Raw genomic sequence first — 24090 nt, 5'->3', positions numbered from 1 at the left:
TGAGCCATTTGTCAACTACTCTTCATTCGGATAGAATGAGTAATATTCTTCGCCATTCTGAAGTGTGATTCCTCTCGCTTCTGCCAATTCCTCAATTGTCACAAGCTGGTATCCTTTATCCACCAGCTGTGGAATGGCTGCAATCGCTGCATCAATCGATTCTGTATGAATATCATGCATCAGAACAATATCTCCATCCCCGGCCTCGTTCATAATGCAGGCAACCGTCTGATCCACATTTCTTGTCTTCCAGTCAAGTGTATCAATAGACCACATTCCAAGCGGCATTCCGGCATTCGCACGAACTTCGTCATTCTTCGCTCCATAAGGCGGGCGGAGAATCGTAGCCCCATGCCCAATATAGCTCGTCAACAGATCATTCACTCCGCCAATCTCTGCCTGAATTCCTGCTGCATCTAAATGTGTCAGCTGTGGATGAGACATTGTGTGGTTGCCAATCTGACACCCTATCGCTTCCATCTTCTGAACCGTCGCCGCAACATCAACTCTGCTGTTCTGAAGTCCTGTTCCTGTCATAAAGAATGTTGCTTTTGAATTATACTGTTCCAGCACATTCAAAAGTTCCATTGTGCGTTCTCCTGGGCCGTCATCAAATGTCAGCGCCATCATTGGCCTTGTCAGATCAAGGGAACTCTCTTTTGATTTAAGCTTTCCGTCTTTTGCAAAAACACAGTCGCTTGCACCAATATGTTTCTCCCCTGTTACCATCTTGGCTTCTCTGTCAAAATAGTATGTATCTTCTCCAAGCTTAACCCAGCCGACAGCTGCTTTTCCATCCTCCTGAAGATAGTACTTTGCTCCGTCGCGTTCCTGCCAGCCTGTCTGCATCACACCTTCTTTATCAAACAGGTATTGTGCATTCTGAATCGTCTGCCAGCCTGTCACTTTATTTCCTTCTGTATCAAAATAATACATCTTGCCTTTAGAAGGAATAAAACTGTCGGTTACATACGCTCCTTCAAGATTCTTAAACTTATCGCCGTCCCACTCGCCATATTTATTCTTTACCGTCAGAAGTCCATCTTTTGTATACACTTGAACTTTTCCAAGCCATTTGTTGATTAGTGCGTTCTCTAACTCTTTCGAAAGCTTAACATCTACCGGAAATTCTCCTTCTGTTACGCCATCGGCATCACACTTCAATTCAATTCCTTCACCGCTTTTCAGCTGTTCCGCCAGATCCTTCACAGTCATATGTGTCTTCTCGTCAAGTACAGTATCTCCGTCTCCTTCAATCTCTACCTGAACTCCAAGCGCAGGCATCTCTGCTTCCTGAAGCATGGATTCCGCAGGTCCTGTTACTTTAACTCTGGTAAACTTTTCCTTGCTTGCAGCTGCTGCCGTATTGCACAGCAAAATTACCAGTACCAGTAATGCTGCAAGGCCCATCTGGCGTCTGCGTAAAAAGCGTTGTCTCCTTCTGTTTCTAATCTGACTTTCCATCTGACTGTATCTCCTTCTATAAAAATCCTCATCTCCTTTTTTATTATATCGAATCTTGTCAGATTAAGCAATTACTCTAATTCTTAAAACTCTGTCAAATCCCTTAATATCTTCTTCAAAATTTCTTAACATTTTTCAGCAATGACCATACATAGCTGACAACACATTTATAGCTGTTCCATATCTTCTTCACTAAACACTTCACTGATTGCCGCGCCCGGAGCTACCATAGGCCATACTTTCTCATCTGCATCAATCTGACAGTCAATCACTACCGGCCGTCCAAGTGTCAGCGCCTTCTGAAACGCTTCCTGAAATTCTTCTCGCGTCGCCGCACGCATTCCTTCTGCTCCCATTGCCTCTGCAAGCTTTACAAAGTCTACCGCATCATTCAGTACAGTTGCCGAATAGCGTTTTTCATAGAATAAATTCTGCCATTGACGTACCATCCCAAGTACATGATTATTCAGTACAACTTGAATAATCGGAATATGATATCTTGCGGCCGTAGCAATCTCGTTCATATTCATTCGAAAACACCCATCTCCTGCAATATTGACAACAATCTTCTCTTTCACACCAAGTTTGGCGCCGATTGATGCCCCAAGTCCGTATCCCATTGTTCCCAGTCCGCCGGAAGTCAAAAATGTGTGTGGTTTCGAATATTTATAAAACTGCGCCGCCCACATTTGATTTTGTCCGACTTCTGTCGTAATAACAGCCTCTCCCTTTGTCTGTCGGTAAATCTCTTCCACAACATACGGACCGCTCAATACTTCCGGATGATATGTCAGCGGATATTTCTTTTGATACATCTGAATCCGCTCAATCCATTCATGATGATCCTGCTGTTCAAACCGTTCATTTAATAATCTCAGAACTTCTTTTAAATCCCCTGAAATACTGGCATCGGTAATAATATTTTTATCCACTTCCACCGGATCTACATCTATTTGAAGAATCTTCGCTTTATCTGCAAATTTAGCTGCATTTCCGGTAACACGGTCACTAAATCTGGCTCCTGCAACTACAAGCAGGTCACACTCACTCACACCATGGTTAGAGGTTTTTGTGCCATGCATTCCAAGCATTCCCGTATAGAGTGGATCTGTTCCCGGAAAACCGCCCTTTCCCATCAGCGAATCACAAACAGGCGCATCCAGTTTATGTGCAAATTCCAAAAGCTCCTCAGAAGCTCCTGACAGAATTGCCCCGCCTCCCACGAAAATGTACGGTCTTTTGCTATCCTTCAGCATCCGGATTGCTATATTGATATCTTCTTCTGTAATATGTTCCGTTACCGGCTTAATCTCTTTTCTTTCTGCTTTCACATATTCTGCTGTCTGAGCTGTTATATCCTTTGGAATATCAATCAATACCGGACCCGGACGGCCGGTTCTTGCGATCTCAAAGGCTCTTCGGATCGTATCTGCCAATTTCGCCACGTCTTTGACAATATAATTATGTTTTGTGATCGGCATTGTAATCCCTGCAATGTCAATTTCCTGGAAACTATCTTTTCCAAGCAGACTCACTCCTACATTACAAGTAATCGCAACGACTGGGATGGAGTCCATATAAGCTGTTGCAATTCCTGTTACCAGATTTGTAGCGCCCGGTCCACTTGTGGCAAAACATACGCCAACTCTTCCTGTTGCCCTTGCATAACCGTCGGCAGCATGAGCCGCTCCCTGCTCATGCGACGTTAAAATATGAGTGATTTCATCACTGTGTTGATAGAGGGCGTCATAGACATTCAAAATTGCTCCTCCCGGATACCCGAAGACCGTATCCACCCCCTGTTCTTTCAGACATTCTATTACTATTTCAGCTCCTGTCAGCTTCATAAACCTTTCCTCCTACTTTGGTATTTCAAGCACTGCTCCGCGGTTTCCGCTTGTCACAAGCGCGGCATATCTTGCCAGATAGCCGGTTGTTACCTTTGGTTCTCTCGGCTTCCATTCTCTTTTTCTTCGCTCCAGTTCTTCTTCTGTGACATCCAATGTAATGCAAAGTCCCGGAATATCAATGCGAATCATATCTCCTTCTTCCACAAGTGCGATCGGTCCTCCGACTGCCGCCTCCGGAGAAACATGTCCGATGGATGCTCCTCTTGATGCCCCGCTAAAACGTCCGTCTGTAATCAATGCCACACTGGAGCCAAGTCCCATACCCGCAATTGCAGATGTTGGATTCAGCATTTCTCTCATCCCCGGTCCGCCTTTTGGTCCTTCATAGCGGATCACTACCACATCTCCAGGTACGATCTTTCCGCTCTTGATTGCAGAAATTGCATCCTCTTCACAGTCAAATACTCTTGCCGGACCTTCATGTACCATCATTTCTTCTACAACAGCAGAGCGCTTCACAACACTGCCGTCCGGAGCCAGATTTCCTTTTAATACAGCAAGCCCTCCCGTCTTACTGTACGGATGTTCCACCGGCCGAATGACTTCAGGATTTTTATTAATGCATCCTGCAATATTTTCTCCGACAGTCTTCCCTGTCACTGTCATACATTCTGTATGAAGCAGCTGCAGTTTATTCAATTCATTCATAACTGCATACACACCACCTGCCTCATTTAAGTCCTCCATATACGTCGGACCTGCCGGTGCAAGATGACATAAATTCGGTGTACGCTCACTGATCGGATTCGCAAAATCAATTTCAAAATCCATTCCAATCTCATGGGCAATTGCCGGAAGATGCAGCATACTATTCGTTGAGCATCCAAGCGCCATATCTACTGTCAATGCATTTAAAATTGCTTCTTTTGTCATAATATCTCTCGGACGGATCTGCTTACGGTAAAGTTCCATTACCTGCATTCCGGCGTGCTTTGCCAGACGGATTCTCTCTGAATACACCGCAGGAATCGTTCCATTTCCTTTCAGTCCCATACCAAGCACTTCTGTTAGACAATTCATACTGTTAGCCGTATACATTCCAGAGCAGGAACCACACGTCGGGCATACTTTACATTCAAATTCTTCCAGCTCTTCATCATTTATCGCACCTGCCGCATGTGCTCCTACTGCTTCAAACATGCTGGACAGACTTCTCTTCTCTCCCTTTACACGACCTGCAAGCATCGGACCGCCGCTGACAAAGATGGTTGGTATATTAATTCTGGCTGCAGCCATCAAAAGTCCCGGCACATTTTTATCACAATTCGGCACCATAACAAGTGCATCAAACTGATGTGCCATCGCCATCGCCTCTGTGGAATCTGCGATCAGGTCGCGTGTTACAAGGGAATATTTCATTCCGGTATGTCCCATGGCAATTCCGTCACAAACAGCAATCGCCGGAAAAACAACCGGTGTTCCTCCTGCCATAGCGACGCCCATCTTCACGGCCTCCACAATCTTATCCAGATTCATATGACCTGGTACAATTTCATTATAGGAACTTACAATCCCGACAAGCGGTCTTTCTAATTCTTCTTTCGTATATCCTAATGCATTAAATAAAGAACGGTGCGGCGCCTGCTGCACTCCCTTTGTTACAGTATCACTTCTCATTGATATCTTCTCCTCACTCTGTATCTATTTCTATTCAAACGATTGCTGTTTTATTTGACTGATCTCATCACAGATCAAATCTCCCATTTTTCTCGTTGAAACCTGCTCTTTGCCTTCTGACATAATGTCAATCGTCCGATAACCCTTCTGAAGTACACGCTCTACCGCATGCTCAATTGCTGCTGCCTCTCTGTCAAGATCAAAACTGAAACGCAGCATTAACGCAGCTGAAAGGATTGTCGCAATTGGATTGGCAATGCCTTTTCCTGCAATATCCGGTGCAGAACCGCCACTCGGTTCATATAAACCGAACTTTGTCTCATTCAGGCTTGCGCTTGCAAGCATACCGATCGAACCTGTAATCATACTTGCCTCGTCAGATAAAATGTCTCCAAACATATTCTCGGTCAGGATCACATCAAATTGCTTTGGATCTTTGACAAGCTGCATAGCACAATTATCTACAAGCATATGTTCCAGCGTCACATCCGGATATGCGGCAGCAACTTCTTCCACGATGTTTCTCCAGAGTCTGGAAGAATCCAGTACATTGGCTTTGTCCACGCTTGTAACTTTCTTCCGCCGCTTCTGCGCCACTTCAAAGGCTCTGTGTGCGATTCTTCGTATCTCATACGCATGGTAGGTTAACGTATCATGTGCCGTCAGCTCCCCATCTTCCATCTGTGTTGCACGCGCTCCAAAGTAAAGGCCTCCTGTTAATTCGCGCATAATCATCAGATCAAAGCCGCCTGCTGTAATTTCTTCTTTCAGCGGACATGCTTCTTTTAATTCATCATAAAGCACAGCCGGTCTGAGATTTGCGAAAAGATTCAAAGCCTTTCGAATTCCAAGAAGTCCCGCTTCCGGGCGTTTTGACGGTTCCAATTTGTACCACGGCGATGTTTTCGCGTCCCCTCCGATCGATCCCATTAACAGTGCATCACACTGCTTTGCACAATGAACCGTCTCTTCTGTCAATGGTATGCCATATGCATCAATAGCGGCTCCTCCCAGCAACAGTTCTTCATACTGCAGTTCATGTCCAAATACTGTTCCAATTATCTCAAGCACTTTCACTGCCTCTGCAACGATCTCAGGACCGATTCCATCTCCTCGAATAATACCAATATGTAACTTCATTTCACTCATCCCTCCTGCTGTTGTCTGATTATTATTTTATAATGATACTCTATTCTTATATGAAATTCAAGCTTTTATCCGCGAAAAATAGAGTGCGTTCGGTATTTTTATTTTTCCGGAAAATATAATCGAGTAGGAGAAATTTCTCATAAATGAGAAATTTCGACCTCTCACACCACCGTGCGTACGGTTCCGTACACGGCGGTTCAATCAACTTAACATGTAACACACCTTTCGGTGTAATAATCTAACATAGAGATTAGTCCAAATGAGGCTAGTCTCTTATTGCTTATTGCTTGGCTTACATCAGATGCACGACAGACTCTTGCATAGCCTTTGGCATATGCCGTCCTCCACGCTGCCCATCTGGGCACTCCAAGTTTTATTAGGTTCTTTGCACGATTCTGTGGTGTTTTCCAATGTTTCCAAATACATATGCGAAGTCTGTATCTGATATTTCCATCTAACTTTTTGCATAAGGTTTTCATACTACCTATCTTGTAATAGTTAATCCACCCTCTAATAAGCTGATTCAGTTTCTCTACTTTGTAACTGTTGCTAACGCTCCAACTACGGCAAGTGAGTTCCTTCATTCTCTTCTTGAACTTCGCAACTGATTTTGCATGTGGTTTCGCCTTAAACTGATGTGCTCTTGTATCAAAGTAGAATCCAAACCCAAGGTATTTAAGCCCCCTTGGTCTATCTATTTTGCTCTTGGTCATGTTGACCTTAAGCCCTAGTTTCTCTTCAATAAATCGTGAGATATTTCTCATAACTCTTTTGGCGGACATTTCACTTCCAACCATGATGATACAGTCATCTGCGTATCTTACAAAGTTAAGTCCTCTCTTTTCCATTTCTTTGTCCAGTTCATTTAACATGATGTTTGCCAGCAGTGGTGAAAGGTTTCCCCCTTGTGGTGTTCCCATAATAGAATCCTCATACTCATCGTCAATCATGATTCCACTGACAAGGTATTTTCTGACAATAGAGATTACATCTCCATCTTTAATGGTTCTGCCTATGATAGTCATAAGCTTGTCATGGTTTACTGTATCAAAGAACTTTTCCAAGTCAATGTCTATAATCCAGTCGTTACCGTCATTCACCATGTCTAATGCTGTCAGAATTGCCTGCTGTGCACACCTATTTGGTCTGAATCCATAACTATGATCATGGAACTGTTCTTCATAGATTGGTGTTAAAACCTGTGCAATAGCTTGTTGTATAAATCTATCTGTTACTGTTGGTATTCCCAGATTTCTGACACCGCCATCAGATTTTGGTATCTCCACTCTTCGTACTGGTTGAGGTTTATATTTTCTTGTCCTCAATTGCTCCTTAATGATTTCGCCGTTCTTTGCAAGGTGTTCTTTAAGTTCTGTGTACTCCATTCCGTCCACTCCCTCTGCACCTTTATTTCGTACGACTTGCTGATACGCTCTATTGAGGTTCTCACTAGAAAGTATCTGCTCCATTAGACTACTTTTGTCCATGCGTTCTTTCCTTTCCGCCTCGCTTGATTTGACCACCCTTTCCCCGATTGGTTACGGCAGATGTTGTCATTTCTGCAACACGAGACATACTCAAACTGATTGATTGTTCGCCCCTTTGCTCCATCTCCATTACAGAGACTTCCTCACTGTCGGATAGGAAAAGTGCTTTGCAACACTTCTCCCTCCTAAGAACGGAGCGTGCGACTTTCACCGCACTCCGCTCACGCATTTATAACGCATAATAACCTATTTGCGCGGCTTTATTGGAACGTATGGCTTTGCGTCTTTTACTGTCCCTATTCTTTTTTCTGTTTTCAAAATATTCAGCGTCCAGAAACGGATTAGTATTCAATCTCAACTGAGGATAGCGAATGATTGGCATGTCGTTCATGTAAAAGAGTACATTTCTGTCTGATTTAAAACTCCAATCCCTCCCTTTATGGTGCTTCCAGTATTTATTGACAATCCAGCTTTTACATTTATTCGGATGTCTCCTTTTCGCCCATTTCCACAGCATCTCCCATGTAGTGTGGTCTATTTGACTAAAGGTTTTTTTGGAACATGCTGAATGGTGGTACTCAGCCCATCCTCTTATTATCTGATTTAATTGATAGATCAGACTTTCTTGTGTACTGGTTTTGTTTTCCTTGATTACTTCACTGATTGTTTTCCTAATCTTGCGAATAGACTTATTTGATGGTTTAATAATTAGCTTCCCATTGTATTTTCTAAAGTTCCATCCTAGAAAGTCGAATCCCTCGTGGATTGATGTCAGTTTTGTCTTTTCTTCTGATAGAATCAACCCTCTTTTACCAAGAAATATCTTCAGCATCTCTTTTATGTCCTTCAATGTTTCTCTGTCCGATGCCGTCACAATGAAATCATCTGCATACTTTATTAGATGTACCTTTTTTTCATTATTCTTGACACTAATGGTTCCCTTTGTATTGCTCCAATACTTTTGTTTAATCAGATTTTCCATTCCGTCAAGCGTCATATTCGCCAAAGTTGGCGAGATGATTCCTCCCTGTGGGGTTCCGTCTGTAGTAGGATACAATTCTTTATCATACACATATCCACACTTCATGAATTGTTTGAGTATTTTTGCATCCATCGGAATGTTTTCCTCTAGCCATTTATGACTGATGTTGTCAAAACATCCTTTTATATCTCCCTCAAGTATCCATTGTGGTGAATCCTTTCGGCATAAAATGCTAAACCCATACGCCATTGCATCTTGAGTACCTCTGTATTTTCGGAATCCGAATGATACTGTATCTGCAAGCGTCTCTGCGACTGGCTCTAATCCCAGTAACTGCAATGCCTGCATCGCCCTGTCTTTCATGGTGGGGATTCCTAGTGGACGTTTCTCCTTTTTCCCAAACTTTTCTATGTAGATTCTTCGCAATGCTGATGCTCTGTAACCATTAGTCTGCAACGTTGTAATAGCATCCCCTTTTTCCTTTTCTGTTTTCCACACTTTTCCGTCAATACCTGGCGTATTCTTCCCTTTGTTTGAAATCACACGTTTGACTGCTAACGCCTTTCCATAGAATGAATGTGTAATCAAGTATTGTAATCTTCTGACTAAACGCCATTTGTTCTCTTGCACAGCCTTTACAATCCGAATCTGCAATCTATTAATGTATGTTTCCGCCTGTTCCCAGTTTATCTGTTTCCATTTGACTTTCTGCATCAGTATCGTCCTCACTTGTGTGTCATTGAACCTAATACTTTCATAAATATCAGATTTTTCATGTAATTAAATACGTGTTGGAAGTCTGCCACCTTTCGGTTAGGACAAATCTTGAATCCCTATTTCGTACATTACATACGAACTTTCGCTTTTTCCAACATCCTCTGCCTCCTACGTATTGTATCTTTCTCTCAATTGACCTACCCTTAAAGGGAACGTATGAGGTTTACCTTGTTTCGCTACTTTAATAATTATGATGTACTTAGATTCTGTCTATAGACCGGAGGTTCTCTGTCTTTCTCTCTGTAGCACCATAGTAATTACCACAGCCTTGACCTCACGCCTTTTGGCTCAGGTGTTTCAACCACTTTCACCTGTTCATGAGTGACGACCCTTACAACAGTTCACATTTGTTAATCATATACATCTTTCCCTCGCAATAGAGCAGATGTGGTTTCCACTTTTCTCACTTTGTCTCGGTTGCTTCACACCGTTCATTTCTTACTAGGCATTTACCGATAGGGATACTACGAGAAAGAAGTAGCAGCATTTCTGCAATTAAAGTAACGACTTTCAAGTCGCACACTATGGGCTCGGCTGACTTCTCACAGTTCGTTGTTACTAGGCTAATGAAACCTCTGTGAGACCTCCACGCTTAAGGTGCACGCTCTTTCCTCTCATCTATCCGCCACATTTACTCGTACTTCCAGCAACTTTTGGACTTCATCTTCTTTCGCAGACTTATCCGTATTTCCGAGCCTTATATGTGATTTCTGTCCGTCGGATCAAGAGTTTGCCTACTGCTTCCTTCAGATTCCACCTCACGATGGACACCCTTGCTGTTCAGCTATACACTTCCTCGTTACCTAGGCGTGTTCGGGACTTACACCCGTTAGAGCGCGCCCATGGCGCGCAAACGAAAAGAGCCTGTCCCTGATCGGTACAGACTCTCATCTTCTTAAGTATTCTTTTTTCCTATGCTCCCGGTTTCTCCACCTGCATAATTGCAGCCTTCTGCATCGGGATACGGCAGTTCTTGTTGTTACCGAATTCTACGATGACATCTGTTTCAGAAATATCAATTACAACACCATAAAATCCGCTTGTAGTCAATACTGTATCGCCTACTTCCATATCAGCGATCATCGCTGCCAGTCTCTTTTTCTCTTTTTTCTGTGGACGCATCAATAAGAAATACATGATTCCGAAAATAGCAACATACATTAAAATAATCGGAAATAATCCCATTGTTCCTCCCTGTCCTGAAGCTAATATACCTTTCATTTTTCTTCCTCCTAATTGGCTTTAAAATTGGCATTACTACTAATATACACAAGTTTTACTGTTTCATCAAGCAATTATTATGACTTTATAGAAAATTTATGCTTCTTTCTGTTCAAACCCTGCTAATTTTGCCTTTTTATAAGACTGATACCGTCCTTCTTCAATCGCCTGACGTATTTCTTCCATCATATGATTATAGAAATATAAATTATGAAGAACGCAAAGACGCATTCCAAGCATTTCTCCCGCCTTCAAAAGATGTCTGATATAGGCTCTTGTATAGCTTCTGCACGCCGGACACTGACAGCCTTCCTCGATCGGCCGTTCATCCAGTTCATATTTCTTATTAAACAAGTTCATCTTTCCATGATTTGTATAAACGTGTCCATGCCTTCCATTTCTGCTAGGATACACACAGTCAAAGAAATCTACGCCTCTTTCTACTGCTTCTAAAATATTTGCCGGAGTTCCCACTCCCATCAGATAAGTAGGCTTATCCGATGGTAAATACGGTACAACTGACTCTAAAATGCGGTACATTTCTTCATGTGTTTCTCCTACTGCGAGTCCTCCGACAGCATATCCATCCAGATCAAGTTCTGAAATCTGCTTCGCATGTTCAATGCGAATATCATCATAAATCCCCCCCTGATTAATACCAAAGAGAAGCTGATTTTTATTAATGGTGTCTTCCAGTGAGTTCAGACGCTGCATCTCTGCTTTACATCTTGCAAGCCACCTTGTTGTACGGGCAACTGAATTCTCCATGTATTCTCTTGTCGCCACGCTGGACGGACATTCATCAAATGCCATTGCAATCGTAGATGCCAGATTAGACTGAATCTGCATGCTCTGCTCCGGACCCATAAAAATCTTCCGGCCATCCACATGAGAATTAAAATAAACACCTTCTTCTTTAATTTTACGAAGTTTTGCCAGAGAAAATACTTGAAATCCGCCGGAATCTGTCAGAATCGGACGATCCCAATTCATGAACTTATGAAGACCGCCAAGTTGTTTGACAATTTCATCTCCCGGACGCACATGCAGATGATACGTATTTGATAATTCCACCTGCGTCCCAATCTGACGGAGATCATCTGTAGAAACAGCGCCTTTAATTGCTGCAATCGTTCCTACATTCATAAATACCGGAGTTTCAATCACTCCATGAACTGTCTCAAGACGTCCTCGCTTTGCAAGACCGTCTTTTTTCAATAAATGATACATAAATTACTTAACCTCTTTTTCTAATAGTGCATGATTACCGGAACACCCACATAAATCATATCATACAAGGTAGCTGCCCCGTTATATGTCATGTTAATGCATCCGTGAGAACCATAACCGTCTTTATACCGGGTGCCGCCAAAGGAAGACTGCCATGTGGCATCATGAAAGCCGATTCCCGTCCATGTGACACGCATCCAGTAACTTACCGGCGTCTCATATTCCGGTTTCCCATTTTCCTGTATCTCGCCTTTTAATACTTTATTTCTCATCTTTTCTAAAATAGAAAAAATTCCAGCCGGCGTCGCATGTTTTGGATCCGGTTTTCCCGTAACTACATCAGCCTCAAACGCACTTGCGCCATCGACAATATACCACATATGCTGTGCAGACAAATCCACTTCAATAAATGTATTTCCCCAGTCATTTGCTGCATGTATCACAGCTCTCTGACTATATTCCGGCTCTCTTGTTACCTGTTCACTTCTTGTAATATTCCCAATCAACGCCTCTATCTCTGCTTCCTGGTTGATTTCCCAACCATAAGAACCACCTGATACCTGAGCTGTCTTTCCTGCCGGCGTCTGAATTGTTCGTGTTGTGCCTACTGTATTATATCTTGCCGCCAGATCAGCGACATAAGCTGCTACCTGTTCTCTGTTTACCGCAACTGCCATATTCGCATCGGCAGCAAGCCACTGTGAGATCAGGGTTCGATCCACAACTTCTGTATTCGGGTTCAAGTCATAAGTGATTGCTGCATTCAAATAGCTGTTCATCGTATCTTTCGCCGCTACAACCTCCTGAGACTGTGATGTAAACTGCGGTTTTGCATAACATCCTTCTGATTCCATTTCAAGCATCGGCTGAAACTGATGAATCGCCTCTGCCACTTTTGTACGGAATACTTCATCATTGACCTGTGTTCCATATGTTTCAGGCTGAATTACATATTCTGTTCCATTAAATACCGGCACAGCTGAAACAGGCGGTGTCTGATTCTCCGGCTGCATGATCGTCAGTGATGTAATCTTCTCATTCAGAGCATTTTCATCATATTTTACCCCGATGCTGGTCTGAACTTTATCTTTCTTCCAAAATGCCTGCGGCCATAGAAATGGATTCTGTTTCTCAAGATACTTTTTCAGTTCTGTGCCCGGCTGATATTTCAGACCGATTTCGGAACCTAAAATCTGTTCCTGTCCTCCATCCAGTTCTTTCAATGTCAATGTGTAACCACTTACCTGAGATTCCATATACTTTTCCACATCTGCAACCGTTTTCCCGGAAAAATCTTTTCCGTTGATCTCTGTAAAAAAGTAGTAGTGCTCCTGAAAATAAAAAGCAGCTCCAAAATAAACTGCCAGAAGCACACCCAAAATACTTCCTACAGTAATCCCGATAATCTTACGCCGTTTTTTTCGTTTTTTATAATTTTCAAGCTCTTCTTCATATGATTCTTCTTCGTCTGAAAACTCATCATCTTCCTCAGAATCATCATAATCCTCTTCATATTCTTCTTCCTCAGAATCATCGTACTCGTCTTCATACTCATCTTCCTCAGAATCATCGTACTCGTCTTCATACGCATCTTCCTCAGAAGCATCGTATTCGTCTTCATACGCTTCCTCAGAATTGTCGTAATCATCTTCATGGGCACGCCAATTCTGATCTATATCTTCTTGAGATTTTATATCTTTCTTCTTGCTCATGCGGTACTCTCCTTACTATTTCTGTCCATATGCGGTCATTATAATACGAAAAAAACGAAAAGTACAGTCCAAAATAAGGATTGCCTGTTTTTTTATCATCTTATATAATGAATGTAACATTTTGTTACAAACATGTCATTTACATACAATATTTGTCAATTATTCGAAAAATATTACTTCAGAAAGGATGATTTTATGTCTGGATCAATTTACGGACAACTTTTTACAATTACAACATGGGGAGAATCCCACGGAGCCGGCATTGGCGTCGTTATTGACGGCTGTCCTGCCGGACTTCTGCTGGAAGCCAGCGATATTCAACACTATTTAAATAGGAGAAAACCCGGTCAAAGTCGTTTTACTACTGCAAGAAAAGAAAATGATTCTGTAGAAATCCTCTCCGGCGTTTTTGAAGGCCGCACAACCGGAACTCCCATCTCTCTTCTTGTCAGAAACACAGATCAACATTCCAAAGATTACGGCAATTTAAAAAACTGCTATCGGCCCGGACACGCTGATTACACCTTTGACAGCAAGTTTGGATTCCGGGACTATCGCGGCGGTGGACGTTCTTCCGGACGGGAAACAATCGGTCGTGTCGCTGCCGGCGCTATTGCCGCCAAAATTCTTAAAGAATTGAATATCCACGTTTGTGCATATACGAAAGCAATTGGTCCTGTTGTGATCAAAACATCCGAGTATGATTTCTCACAGCTTGGAGAAAATCCTCTTTATATGCCGCATAAGGAAAAAGCTATCCTGGCATCGGAATATCTTTCCGACTGTATTTCCCGTCAAGATTCCTGTAGCGGAATTATTGAATGCCAGATTACCGGAATGCCTTCCGGTATTGGCGATCCTGTATTTGAAAAACTGGATGCGAATCTGGCTAAGGCAGTTCTCTCTGTCGGGGCGGTAAAAGGATTTGAAATCGGAGACGGCTTTACAGCAGCCTGTGCAATGGGAAGTGAACATAACGATTCTTTCTGCTCTGAACCGACAGAATCCGGACCAAAAATTTCCAAACGGACAAACCATTCCGGAGGAGTGCTTGGCGGAATGAGCGATGGCAGTACCATTTGTTTCCGGGCTGCTGTAAAACCGACGCCATCGATTTCACATCCGCAGAAGACAGTCACTGCATCCGGTGAAGAAATAGAGCTGAGTATTCATGGAAGACATGATCCGATTATCGTTCCAAGAGCTGTTGTCGTCATAGAATCTATGGCCGCTATTACTGTTCTTGATGCGCTTTTGAAAAATATGAGCTCCCGCATGGATTCTTTGCTTCGTTTCTATCAGTAATGCTTGCATTTTTCGACAAAACATATATAATTTAAGAAGATTATTCAGAACAGTCAGACATTTGACATATTATCATGTACAGGAGGGTATCACGTGGCGAATAAATTAATTGACATTGTTAATATTTCTAAATCTTATGGGGATAATCTTGTCCTCGATGAATTGAATCTCTACATCCGGGAGAATGAATTTCTGACTCTGCTTGGACCGAGTGGATGTGGAAAAACAACTTTACTTCGAATTCTTGGCGGATTTGAAACTCCGGACTCCGGAAAAGTTATTTTCGATGGCAAAGACATTACGAATCTTGCTCCGAATAAACGTCAGCTGAATACCGTATTTCAGAAATATGCACTCTTCACACATATGACAATTGCTGAAAATATTGCTTTTGGATTAAAGATTAAAGGCAAATCGAAAGCCTATATTCAGGATAAGATTAAATATGCATTGAAACTTGTAAACCTGGATGGATTTGAAAACCGCTCTGCCGACTCTCTAAGCGGCGGACAGCAGCAGCGAATCGCCATTGCAAGAGCGATTGTCAATGAACCAAAGGTACTCCTTCTTGACGAACCTCTCGGCGCTCTTGACTTAAAACTTCGCCAAGATATGCAGTACGAGTTGATCCGACTGAAAAATGAACTTGGAATCACTTTTATTTATGTTACCCATGATCAGGAAGAAGCCCTTACCATGTCCGACACCATTGTTGTCATGAATCAGGGCTATATTCAGCAGATCGGTACACCGGAAGATATTTACAATGAACCGGAAAATGCTTTCGTGGCAGACTTCATCGGTGACAGTAATATTATTTCAGGACGCATGATCCGAGACCGCCTTGTTAACATCCTCGGCGCAGATTTCGAGTGTGTTGATACCGGATTTGGACGCAACCGTCCGGTCGATGTTGTAATTCGCCCGGAAGATATTGATCTCGTCAAACCAAACGAAGGCGTTATTAACGGAATTGTCACACACCTGATTTTCAAAGGTGTCCACTATGAGATGGAAGTCTCTGCGAACAATTATGAACTGCTCGTCCACAGTACCGATATGTTTCCGGTTGGTACAGAAGTTGGAATCCGAGTAGATCCATTTGATATCCAGATTATGAACAAACCGGAATCTGAAGATGAGGAGGCTGTAAACATTGAAGAATAACGAAACCGCTATGAAAAAAGATTTTTTTTCCGATCGGGTTCGGGAGATTTTTCTTCGCTGGAAAAATGAATGCGGAAAAAACAAAAAGAAATATCTCGCCGGCCCATATCTGTTCTGGTCTGTCTCTTTTACGATCATCCCGTTGTTGATGATCTTCTATTACGGACTGACCGATGCAGACGGTGCATTTACGTTCGCAAATATTGCTGAGATCACGACTCCGGAGAACTTGAAAGCGCTCGGTCTTGCGCTCCTGCTCTCTCTTATCAGTACCTTGATCTGCCTGATCCTTGCCTATCCGTTGGCAATGATTCTTGCGAATTCCAACGTAAATCATACAAATTTTCTTGTGTTGATCTTCATCCTCCCAATGTGGATGAATTTTCTTTTGCGTACGCTTGCATGGCAGACACTGCTTGAGAAAAACGGTGTCATCAACAGCATCCTCGGATTCTTCCACCTTCCGGCGCTGGAAATTATTAATACGCCTTATGCAATCATTCTCGGTATGGTATATAATTTCCTGCCGTTCATGGTATTGCCAATCTACAATGTTCTCGTAAAGATTGACAAAGATGTTATCCACGCCGCAAAAGATCTTGGCGCCAATAACGTACAGACATTTTTCAAAATCATTGTACCCCTCAGCCTCCCGGGCATCATCAGCGGAGTTACAATGGTATTTATTCCTGCACTGACAACTTTCGTCATCTCCGATCTTCTTGGCGGAAGTAAAATTCTGCTCATCGGCAATGTCATTGAACAGGAATTTAAGCAGAGCAGTAACTGGAACGTGGGAAGCGGACTTTCCATTGTACTGATGATCTTCATCCTCATCAGTATGGCCATCATCGGCAAATACGATAAAGACGGGGAGGGTACGGCATTCTAATGAAAAAAATATTACAGAAAACTTATTTAGGAATTATTTTCTTTCTTTTATATGCACCAATCGTCACATTGATGATTCTTTCATTTAATAATTCCAAAACCCGCGCAAAATGGGGCGGCTTTACCGGGAAATGGTACGTTCAGCTCTTTCAGAATGAACAGATCATGAATGCGCTCTATACCACACTCATCATTGCCGTACTGGCAGCCGCAATTGCCACAGTTCTCGGAACAATGGCTGCCATTGGAATCCAGGCTATGAAGCAGCGGAGCAAAACGATTACACTTGGTATCACAAACATTCCAATGCTTAACGGTGAAATCGTAATGGGAATTTCTCTCATGCTGCTTTTTATTGCGGGACGTATCAATCTCGGATTCGGTACAATCTTAATGTCACATATTACTTTTTGTGTTCCTTATGTTGTACTTAATGTGCTTCCGAAATTAAAACAGACAAGCCGTTATACTTACGAAGCCGCACTGGATCTCGGTGCGTCACCGCTCTACGCATTTTTTAAAGTAGTATTCCCGGATATCCTTCCAGGAGTTATTTCCGGCTTTCTGTTAGCGTTTACAATGTCCCTTGATGATTTTGTGATTACACACTTCACGAAAGGTCCCGGAATTGATACATTATCTACGAAGATCTACAGCGAAGTGCGAAAAGGAATCAAACCGGAAATGTATGCGCTGTCCACCCTTTTATTCGGTACTGTTTTAATTCTCTTACTGCTTGTGAATATGGAACCGGATACAACTGCAAAATCGTCTAAAACCTCTCGCAGATTTTCTCATTTTCTGCAGAAAAAACCGGTGCGGATCTTCTTACGCCGCGTTGTTCCTGCTGTGATGGCACTTGTTATCATCGCCGGCGGATTTTTCTATGGTTCAAAAGAAACGATTACAGGCGATAACCAGGTTGTTGTATACAACTGGGGTGAATACCTGGATCCGGAAACAATCACACTCTTTGAAGAAGAAACCGGAATCAATGTTGTTTACGAAGAGTTTGAAACAAATGAGATTATGTATCCAAAGGTACAGTCCGGCGCCATTGCCTATGATGTTGTCTGCCCTTCGGATTACATGATCCAGCGCATGATTGAAAATGATCTGCTGGCAGAAATTAACTTCGACAACATTCCAAATATCAAAAATATCGGTTCTACCTATATGAAAACTTCACAGCAGTTTGATCCGGAAAATAAGTATTCTGTTCCTTACTGCTGGGGTACTATCGGTATTCTCTACAATAAAACAATGGTAGATGAACCAATTGACAGCTGGTCTGTTCTTTGGGATGAGAAATACAGAGATAACATTCTGATGCAGGACAGCGTCCGGGATGCTTTCGCCGTTGCATTAAAGCTCTCCGGTCACTCTTTAAATTCTGCAGACCTTGATGAACTGACTGCTGCCAGAGATCTTTTGATTGAACAAAAGCCGCTTGTACAGGCCTATGTCATTGACCAGGTGCGCGATAAAATGATCGGAAATGAAGCAGCGATTGGCGTCATTTATTCCGGAGAAGCGATTTATACACAGAATGAAAATAAGGATTTGGAATATGTAGTTCCAAAAGAAGGCTCTAATGTCTGGATCGATTCCTGGGTTATCCCAAAAAATGCAAAACATAAGGAAAATGCAGAAGCATTTATCAATTTCCTCTGCCGTCCTGACATTGCGAAAATGAACTTTGACTACATTACCTACTCTACGCCAAATGAAGCCGCTCGTGCACTGATTGAAGATGAAGCTCTTCGAAATAACACGATTGCTTTCCCTGGCCCGGAGATTTTAGACCGCTGTGAAACCTTTTCTTATCTCGGCGATGAAACAAATGATATTTACAATGAACTCTGGAGAGAGGTAAAATCCAATTAATACGGGAGTTTCCAAATGAAGCGAATATTTTACTACACGATTCCACTGAAATTTAATAATACCCCTCTGCTTGACTTCCTAAAAGCAGAGGGGTACTCCCATCAGGTTATTACGCACCTGAAACGAACGATGAACGGAATCCTTCTGAACGGAGTCTGGGCACATACATGGGATATTCTTCACACGAATGACTATCTGACCATTCAGCTTGTGGAAAATGTCTCTTCTGAAAATATCGTTCCTGCAGACCTTCCTCTGAATATCATCTATGAAGACGAAGATCTCCTTGTGATCAATAAGCCTGCAGGCATGCCAATTCACCCCTCTCAGGGAAATTATGACAATACACTGGCCAATGCACTGGCATGGCACTATCGCTCACTTGGCGAACCTTTTACTTACCGGTGTATCAATCGACTGGACAAAGACACAACAGGACTTCTCATCGTAGCAAAACATATGTACAGTGCTTCTTTGCTCTATCATATGTCTGCTGAGCGAAAGATCAGCCGGACTTATCTTGCAATTGCCGAAGGAGAAGTTCCGGAAGAGGGAACCATTACTGCTCCGATTGCCCGGGCAGAAGGCTCTACCATTGAACGCTGTGTTGACGAAGAACGAGGGGAAACTGCCTGTACTCATTTCAAACGTATTTCCTATAAAGATGGATATTCTCTCGTCTCATTAAAGCTTGAGACAGGAAGAACCCATCAGATCCGTGTCCATATGAAATATATCGGGCACCCTCTTCCGGGCGATTTTCTCTATCATCCGGACTATTCACGGATTCACCGGCAGGCACTTCATTCTTTTAAACTGTCCTTCCAACATCCTATTACAGGAGAACCAATGGCATTTCAGGCGCCAATTCCTGATGATATGAAAGTTTTCTTATAAACGATTGGAAATGTTCATAAAAATACCGCTGACTTCCGGAAACATAAGTTCCGATGCAGCGGTATTTTTGTATTTTCACTTTTCTATGCCTCGAAGCAGCTTCCGCCAATGAATTCACGGATGAGAGAATTGGTTGGCACAATCTCACTTCGACATCCCACAAAATAATCCAGAAACTTCAAAAGGCGTTTCGCCTCCGGATACTCTTTACAGTGCTTATCAATTCCAAAAAGAATCGGTTCGGCATATTGTTTCAGTACAGCCAGTTCATAGATTAGCGCAGAATTAAACATCACATCTGCCTCTTCCTGATACGGAAAGATATTCTCTTCCTCTCCCCGTCTGACGGAAGGCCACATAGCAATGGTCTGCTGTGCGGTTGTTCCTCTTGTTCTTGCATCTCTTACCATACGCCGGATCAAACGTCCGTCTGTTGTCGGAATCCGGTTATGCTCATCAATATTTAACTGCGTCAGCGCACTGATATAGATTTTGAATTTATTCTCTTTTGGAAGCTCATATGTCAGTGCATCATTCAGACAATGAATTCCTTCAATAATCAGAACATCATTCTTACCTAATTTCATCGTATTGCCCCGATATTCTCGTTTGCCTGTCTTAAAATTAAAGGTCGGCATGGCAACTTCTTTCCCTTTCAGCAATTCATTCAAATCCCGATTCAACAATTCGGTATCGATTGCTTCAATACATTCAAAATTATAGTTCCCATCTGCATCCAACGGAGTATCTTCCCGATTGTGGAAATAGTCATCCGCACTGATCGCATGCGGGATCAAACCATTCACACGGAGCTGAATCGCCAGACGTTTGGCAAAAGTAGTCTTTCCGGAGGAGGAAGGTCCTGCAATCAGAACAAATTTCACTTGAGACCTCTCTGCGATCATTGTTGCAATTTCAGCTATTTTCTTTTCCTGCAGCGCTTCCTGCACGAGAATCGCTTCATGCTCGTCACCTTTTGTAATACGTTCATTGAGATCTCCTACATTTTCAATGTTCTGCATGTCTCCCCATCTGGTAGATTCTTTCAATACTTGAAAAAGCTTCATTTGAGGTTCAAAATCCAGTACCTTTTTCGGAGATGATGCTTCCGGCATCTGGAGTACAAATCCCTCTTCCAGCAAATATAACTTGAAATAGTTCAGATATCCGGCATCCGGCACCATATATCCATAGTAGTAATCCTCGAATTCGTTCATACGGTAAATGTTCACACTGGAACTTCTGCGGTATTCAAATAACTTTGCTTTATCTGTCATGCCGTACTTTTCAAATAAATCCACCGCATTGTCCGTACTGATGGAACGCTTTTTGATCGGCATCCGCTGTTCGACCATATGTTGCATATATTCTTCTACCTGATCAAGAAATGCCTGATCCAGTTTCAGATTGCCTTCTACGGTACAATAGTATCCTTTGCTGACCGAGTAATGGATTCTCACTTTCTTTACCTGATCCTGGCCGCCAACATCATGTACCGCTTTTACAAGCATCAGACACATACTTCTGCGGTATGTTTGAATTCCGATTTCCTCTGATGTTGTCACAAAGGAAATGGCACAGTTTCTTTTTACATTTTTCCGCAGTTCCCGGAGCTTTCCATCCGCAAATACGAGTACAATATCATTCTCATATCTGTCCTGGAACTCCTCTGCAATTTGCTGATATGTGGTTCCCGCCTCATATTGTCTCTCTTCCCCGTCTACAATGACTGTATAAAGCTCCATCTGCAACTACCTCCTTACGGTCTATAAACTCCAAAATGGATGTGTAATCGGCTCTTTCCTAATCTCAAACTCAGACCAGTTCCTTTTAAAAAACTGTTCCATTTCATCCATGAAAATATGTTCCAGTCCATAGTGCCCTGCGTCAATGACTGCAAGTCCTCTGGCTACTGCATCAATCCCGTCATGATGGCCAATATCTCCAGTAATCAGCACATCAGCGCCTTTTTCAACCGCTTCGCTAATTTCATCTTTCCCTGATCCCGGAACGACTGCAACCTTTTTTATCTGCTTTTGCCGATCTCCAAAACTTCTTACATCGGGCAATGCAAAGATTTTCTTTACCTGTGCTGCACACCTTTCTAAAGACATACGCTCCGGCAGCATCCCTATGCAGCCGATTCCTTTCTCTTTCACACTGCCTTTTTCTTCCATCTGCAGCGTCACCTCTAACGGTTCTGTATCTGTCAGCAAAAGTCTCTCTGCCGCTGCTTCCCCCATTCTCATAACATCATAATTCGTGTGCATGGCGTAATAGGAAATATCTTCCCGGATTAAACGCAGTAATCGTCTTCCGATAAAATCATCATCGGTAATCCGTTTGATTGAAGAAAACAAAAGCGGGTGATGTGTCACAAGCAGATCAGCCTTCCACGCTGCTGCATGTTCGATCACCTCATCTGTCGCATCCAACGCCAAATACAGTCTTTTCACTTCTTTTTCTTTCCGGCCTGCCAGCAATCCCACATTATCCCAGGAACATGCTGCTGTTTTTGGAAAGGTTTCTTCAATCTTCGCTGTAATTTCTCTGCAAAGCATCTCTTCTACTCCTGTTCATACATTCGGCAGGCATTCTCTATGACGAGAATCTCATGCTGTAATACTTCTATTCTTGTTTTCACATGCTCTCCCGGAAGTTTCTGAAGCTCCTGAAGAATCTCTTGTTTTGTACGGCGTTCTTTTTCAAGAAATTCACGCAGCACCGGATGTTTTTCCTTTAATAATAAACGTCCATAGCAATACTCTTCCTCACGATAAGGTTCTTCACAGCCTTTTCTTACTTTCATCATCGGATAATATTTTCCGTCTTCTTTTACCATATTCTCAGCCACGCTGCAATATCCATGTTCGCAGAGATATTTCCGAACTTTCGCAAGCTCCGACTGCGGCTGCAAAATACAAGTATTCATCTCTTCCAGTACACTGCAGCCTTCTTCCAGAATCTTTATGATAAGATTGCCGCCCATTCCGGCGGCAATCATACAGTCAGCCTCCCCCGGCGCAAGCGCTCCCAGTCCGTCTGACAATCTTGTTTCTATGTAATTACCAAGTCCATGACCGGTAATGTGTTCTCTTGCACGCTCAAGAGGTCCTTTTCCAACATCCATAGCGAATGCTTTCTGACAGATTCCCTCTTCTACAAGCCAGATTGGAATGTATGCATGATCTGTTCCAATATCTGCCGGCCTGCTTCCGGCGTCTACAAGCGCCGCTACTGCGGCTAATCGTTTTGACAGTTCCATTGTTTCCTCTAATCCAGATAATCCCGAAGCTTACGGCTGCGGCTCGGATGACGGAGCTTTCTAAGCGCCTTTGCCTCAATCTGACGAATTCGTTCACGGGTAACATCAAATTCCTTGCCGACTTCTTCCAGTGTTCTGGCGCGTCCGTCATTCATTCCAAAGCGAAGACGTAATACTTTCTGCTCACGTTCTGTCAATGTGTTGAGTACTTCGCTGAGCTGTTCTTTCAGAAGTGTGGCTGCCGCTGCCTCTGCCGGCACCGGTACATTATCATCCTGAATAAAGTCTCCAAGATGGCTGTCTTCTTCTTCACCGATCGGTGTCTCAAGAGATACCGGTTCCTGTGAGATCTTCAGAATTTCTCTGACACGTTCCACCGGCATATCCATCTCTTCTGCAATTTCCTCCGGCGTAGGTTCTCTTCCGAGTTCCTGAAGTAACTGACGGGAAACACGGATTAATTTATTAATCGTCTCCACCATATGCACCGGAATACGGATTGTTCTTGCCTGATCAGCAATCGCACGGGTAATTGCCTGACGAATCCACCATGTCGCATAAGTACTGAACTTAAATCCTTTCTGATAATCAAACTTTTCTACTGCCTTAATCAGACCAAGATTTCCCTCCTGGATCAAATCAAGAAACAGCATTCCACGCCCTACATAACGCTTTGCAATACTTACAACAAGACGAAGATTGGCCTCTGCAAGACGTTTTTTCGCATCTTCATCTCCATCTGCCATACGTTTTGCAAGCTCAATTTCTTCCTCGGCACTCAGAAGCGGTACTTTACCGATTTCTTTCAGATACATACGGACCGGATCTTCAATACTGATTCCATCCGGAACAGACAGATCAATCTTCTCCATATCTACGTCATCTTCTTCTGACAGCACCATATCAAGATCGTCTACATCCAGATCATCTGTATCATCGCTGATACGCAGTACATCAATATTCTTTGCTTCCAGATATTCAAAAATCTTCTCCATCTGGTCCGAATTCAATTCCATATCTGCAAAGAAATCATTCACTTCCTGCAGTTCCAGAATTCCTTTCTTCTTTTTGCCGAGTGCAAGAAGTTCTTTTAGTTTTTCCTGCAGTTTTACGGTATTCTCCTCCATGT

Annotated in this window: 18 protein-coding genes; 5 read left to right on the top strand and 13 right to left on the bottom strand. The window is 42.8% G+C overall.

Annotated elements, in window-relative coordinates; translation table 11 throughout:
- Positions 1-15: 15 nt before the first annotated feature.
- The 9 genes from KFE17_01085 to KFE17_01045 form a co-directional block, all read right to left on the bottom strand.
- Positions 16-1464 (bottom strand): polysaccharide deacetylase family protein, encoded by a 1449-nt coding sequence (locus KFE17_01085; protein QUO32390.1) that lies wholly within the window; start codon positions 1462-1464, stop codon positions 16-18.
- A gap of 167 nt (positions 1465-1631) precedes the next feature.
- Positions 1632-3311: a biosynthetic-type acetolactate synthase large subunit gene (gene ilvB, locus KFE17_01080; GenBank protein QUO32389.1), complete on the bottom strand. Its 1680-nt coding sequence runs from the start codon at positions 3309-3311 to the stop codon at positions 1632-1634.
- A 12-nt stretch (positions 3312-3323) separates the two neighbouring features.
- Positions 3324-4991, bottom strand: coding sequence for a dihydroxy-acid dehydratase (gene ilvD / locus KFE17_01075; protein ID QUO32388.1), 1668 nt, complete (start codon positions 4989-4991; stop codon positions 3324-3326).
- Positions 4992-5021: 30 nt separating this feature from the next.
- Positions 5022-6131, bottom strand: coding sequence for a 3-isopropylmalate dehydrogenase (gene leuB, locus KFE17_01070; protein ID QUO32387.1), 1110 nt, complete (start codon positions 6129-6131; stop codon positions 5022-5024).
- Between the two features lie 215 nt (positions 6132-6346).
- Complete coding sequence (ltrA, locus tag KFE17_01065) at positions 6347-7627, bottom strand: group II intron reverse transcriptase/maturase (GenBank protein QUO32386.1); 1281 nt, start codon at positions 7625-7627, stop codon at positions 6347-6349.
- Between the two features lie 229 nt (positions 7628-7856).
- Positions 7857-9152, bottom strand: coding sequence for a group II intron reverse transcriptase/maturase (gene ltrA / locus KFE17_01060; protein QUO32385.1), 1296 nt, complete (start codon positions 9150-9152; stop codon positions 7857-7859).
- Positions 9153-10298: 1146 nt separating this feature from the next.
- A complete protein-coding gene (gene yajC / locus KFE17_01055; GenBank protein QUO32384.1) occupies positions 10299-10607 on the bottom strand; it encodes a preprotein translocase subunit YajC in 309 nt (102 codons plus the stop codon).
- 96 nt (positions 10608-10703) lie between these two features.
- Entirely contained in the window at positions 10704-11837 is a 1134-nt protein-coding gene (gene tgt, locus KFE17_01050) for a tRNA guanosine(34) transglycosylase Tgt (GenBank protein QUO32383.1), read from the bottom strand.
- A gap of 20 nt (positions 11838-11857) precedes the next feature.
- The gene (locus tag KFE17_01045) at positions 11858-13549 is read right to left on the bottom strand and encodes a L,D-transpeptidase/peptidoglycan binding protein (GenBank protein QUO32382.1); all 1692 of its coding nucleotides are present in this window, start codon (positions 13547-13549) and stop codon (positions 11858-11860) included.
- A gap of 195 nt (positions 13550-13744) precedes the next feature.
- Here KFE17_01045 and aroC point away from each other — a divergent pair, with 195 nt between their 5' ends.
- From aroC to KFE17_01020, 5 genes are all read left to right on the top strand, one after another.
- Entirely contained in the window at positions 13745-14854 is a 1110-nt protein-coding gene (aroC, locus tag KFE17_01040) for a chorismate synthase (GenBank protein ID QUO32381.1), read from the top strand.
- Between the two features lie 93 nt (positions 14855-14947).
- Positions 14948-16021, top strand: a complete 1074-nt coding sequence (locus KFE17_01035) for an ABC transporter ATP-binding protein (protein ID QUO32380.1) — start codon at positions 14948-14950, stop codon at positions 16019-16021.
- 10 nt (positions 16022-16031) lie between these two features.
- Positions 16032-16913 carry an ABC transporter permease gene (locus KFE17_01030; GenBank protein QUO33575.1) on the top strand — a complete coding sequence of 294 codons (882 nt, stop codon included), beginning with the start codon at positions 16032-16034 and terminating at the stop codon, positions 16911-16913.
- Positions 16913-18799, top strand: a complete 1887-nt coding sequence (locus tag KFE17_01025) for an extracellular solute-binding protein (GenBank protein ID QUO32379.1) — start codon at positions 16913-16915, stop codon at positions 18797-18799. Before KFE17_01030 ends, KFE17_01025 begins: the two co-directional genes overlap by 1 nt.
- Positions 18800-18814: 15 nt before the next feature.
- The gene (locus KFE17_01020; GenBank protein QUO32378.1) at positions 18815-19696 is read left to right on the top strand and encodes an RluA family pseudouridine synthase; all 882 of its coding nucleotides are present in this window, start codon (positions 18815-18817) and stop codon (positions 19694-19696) included.
- An 83-nt stretch (positions 19697-19779) separates the two neighbouring features.
- Here the strand turns inward: KFE17_01020 and KFE17_01015 are convergent, their stop codons facing one another.
- From KFE17_01015 to rpoD, 4 genes are read right to left on the bottom strand one after another with little or no spacing between them, the layout of a single operon-like run.
- Positions 19780-21447 (bottom strand): nucleoside kinase, encoded by a 1668-nt coding sequence (locus KFE17_01015; protein ID QUO32377.1) that lies wholly within the window; start codon positions 21445-21447, stop codon positions 19780-19782.
- A gap of 15 nt (positions 21448-21462) precedes the next feature.
- Positions 21463-22257, bottom strand: a complete 795-nt coding sequence (locus KFE17_01010) for a Nif3-like dinuclear metal center hexameric protein (protein ID QUO32376.1) — start codon at positions 22255-22257, stop codon at positions 21463-21465.
- Positions 22258-22262: 5 nt separating this feature from the next.
- Complete coding sequence (locus KFE17_01005) at positions 22263-22961, bottom strand: SAM-dependent methyltransferase (protein ID QUO32375.1); 699 nt, start codon at positions 22959-22961, stop codon at positions 22263-22265.
- Positions 22962-22969: 8 nt separating this feature from the next.
- The gene (gene rpoD, locus KFE17_01000) at positions 22970-24088 is read right to left on the bottom strand and encodes an RNA polymerase sigma factor RpoD (protein QUO32374.1); all 1119 of its coding nucleotides are present in this window, start codon (positions 24086-24088) and stop codon (positions 22970-22972) included.
- Positions 24089-24090 lie beyond the last annotated feature (2 nt).

Source organism: Faecalicatena sp. Marseille-Q4148 (assembly GCA_018228665.1).
In the GTDB taxonomy this organism is placed as follows: domain Bacteria; phylum Bacillota; class Clostridia; order Lachnospirales; family Lachnospiraceae; genus UBA9414.
This window is presented reverse-complemented; position numbering and strand designations above follow the sequence as displayed.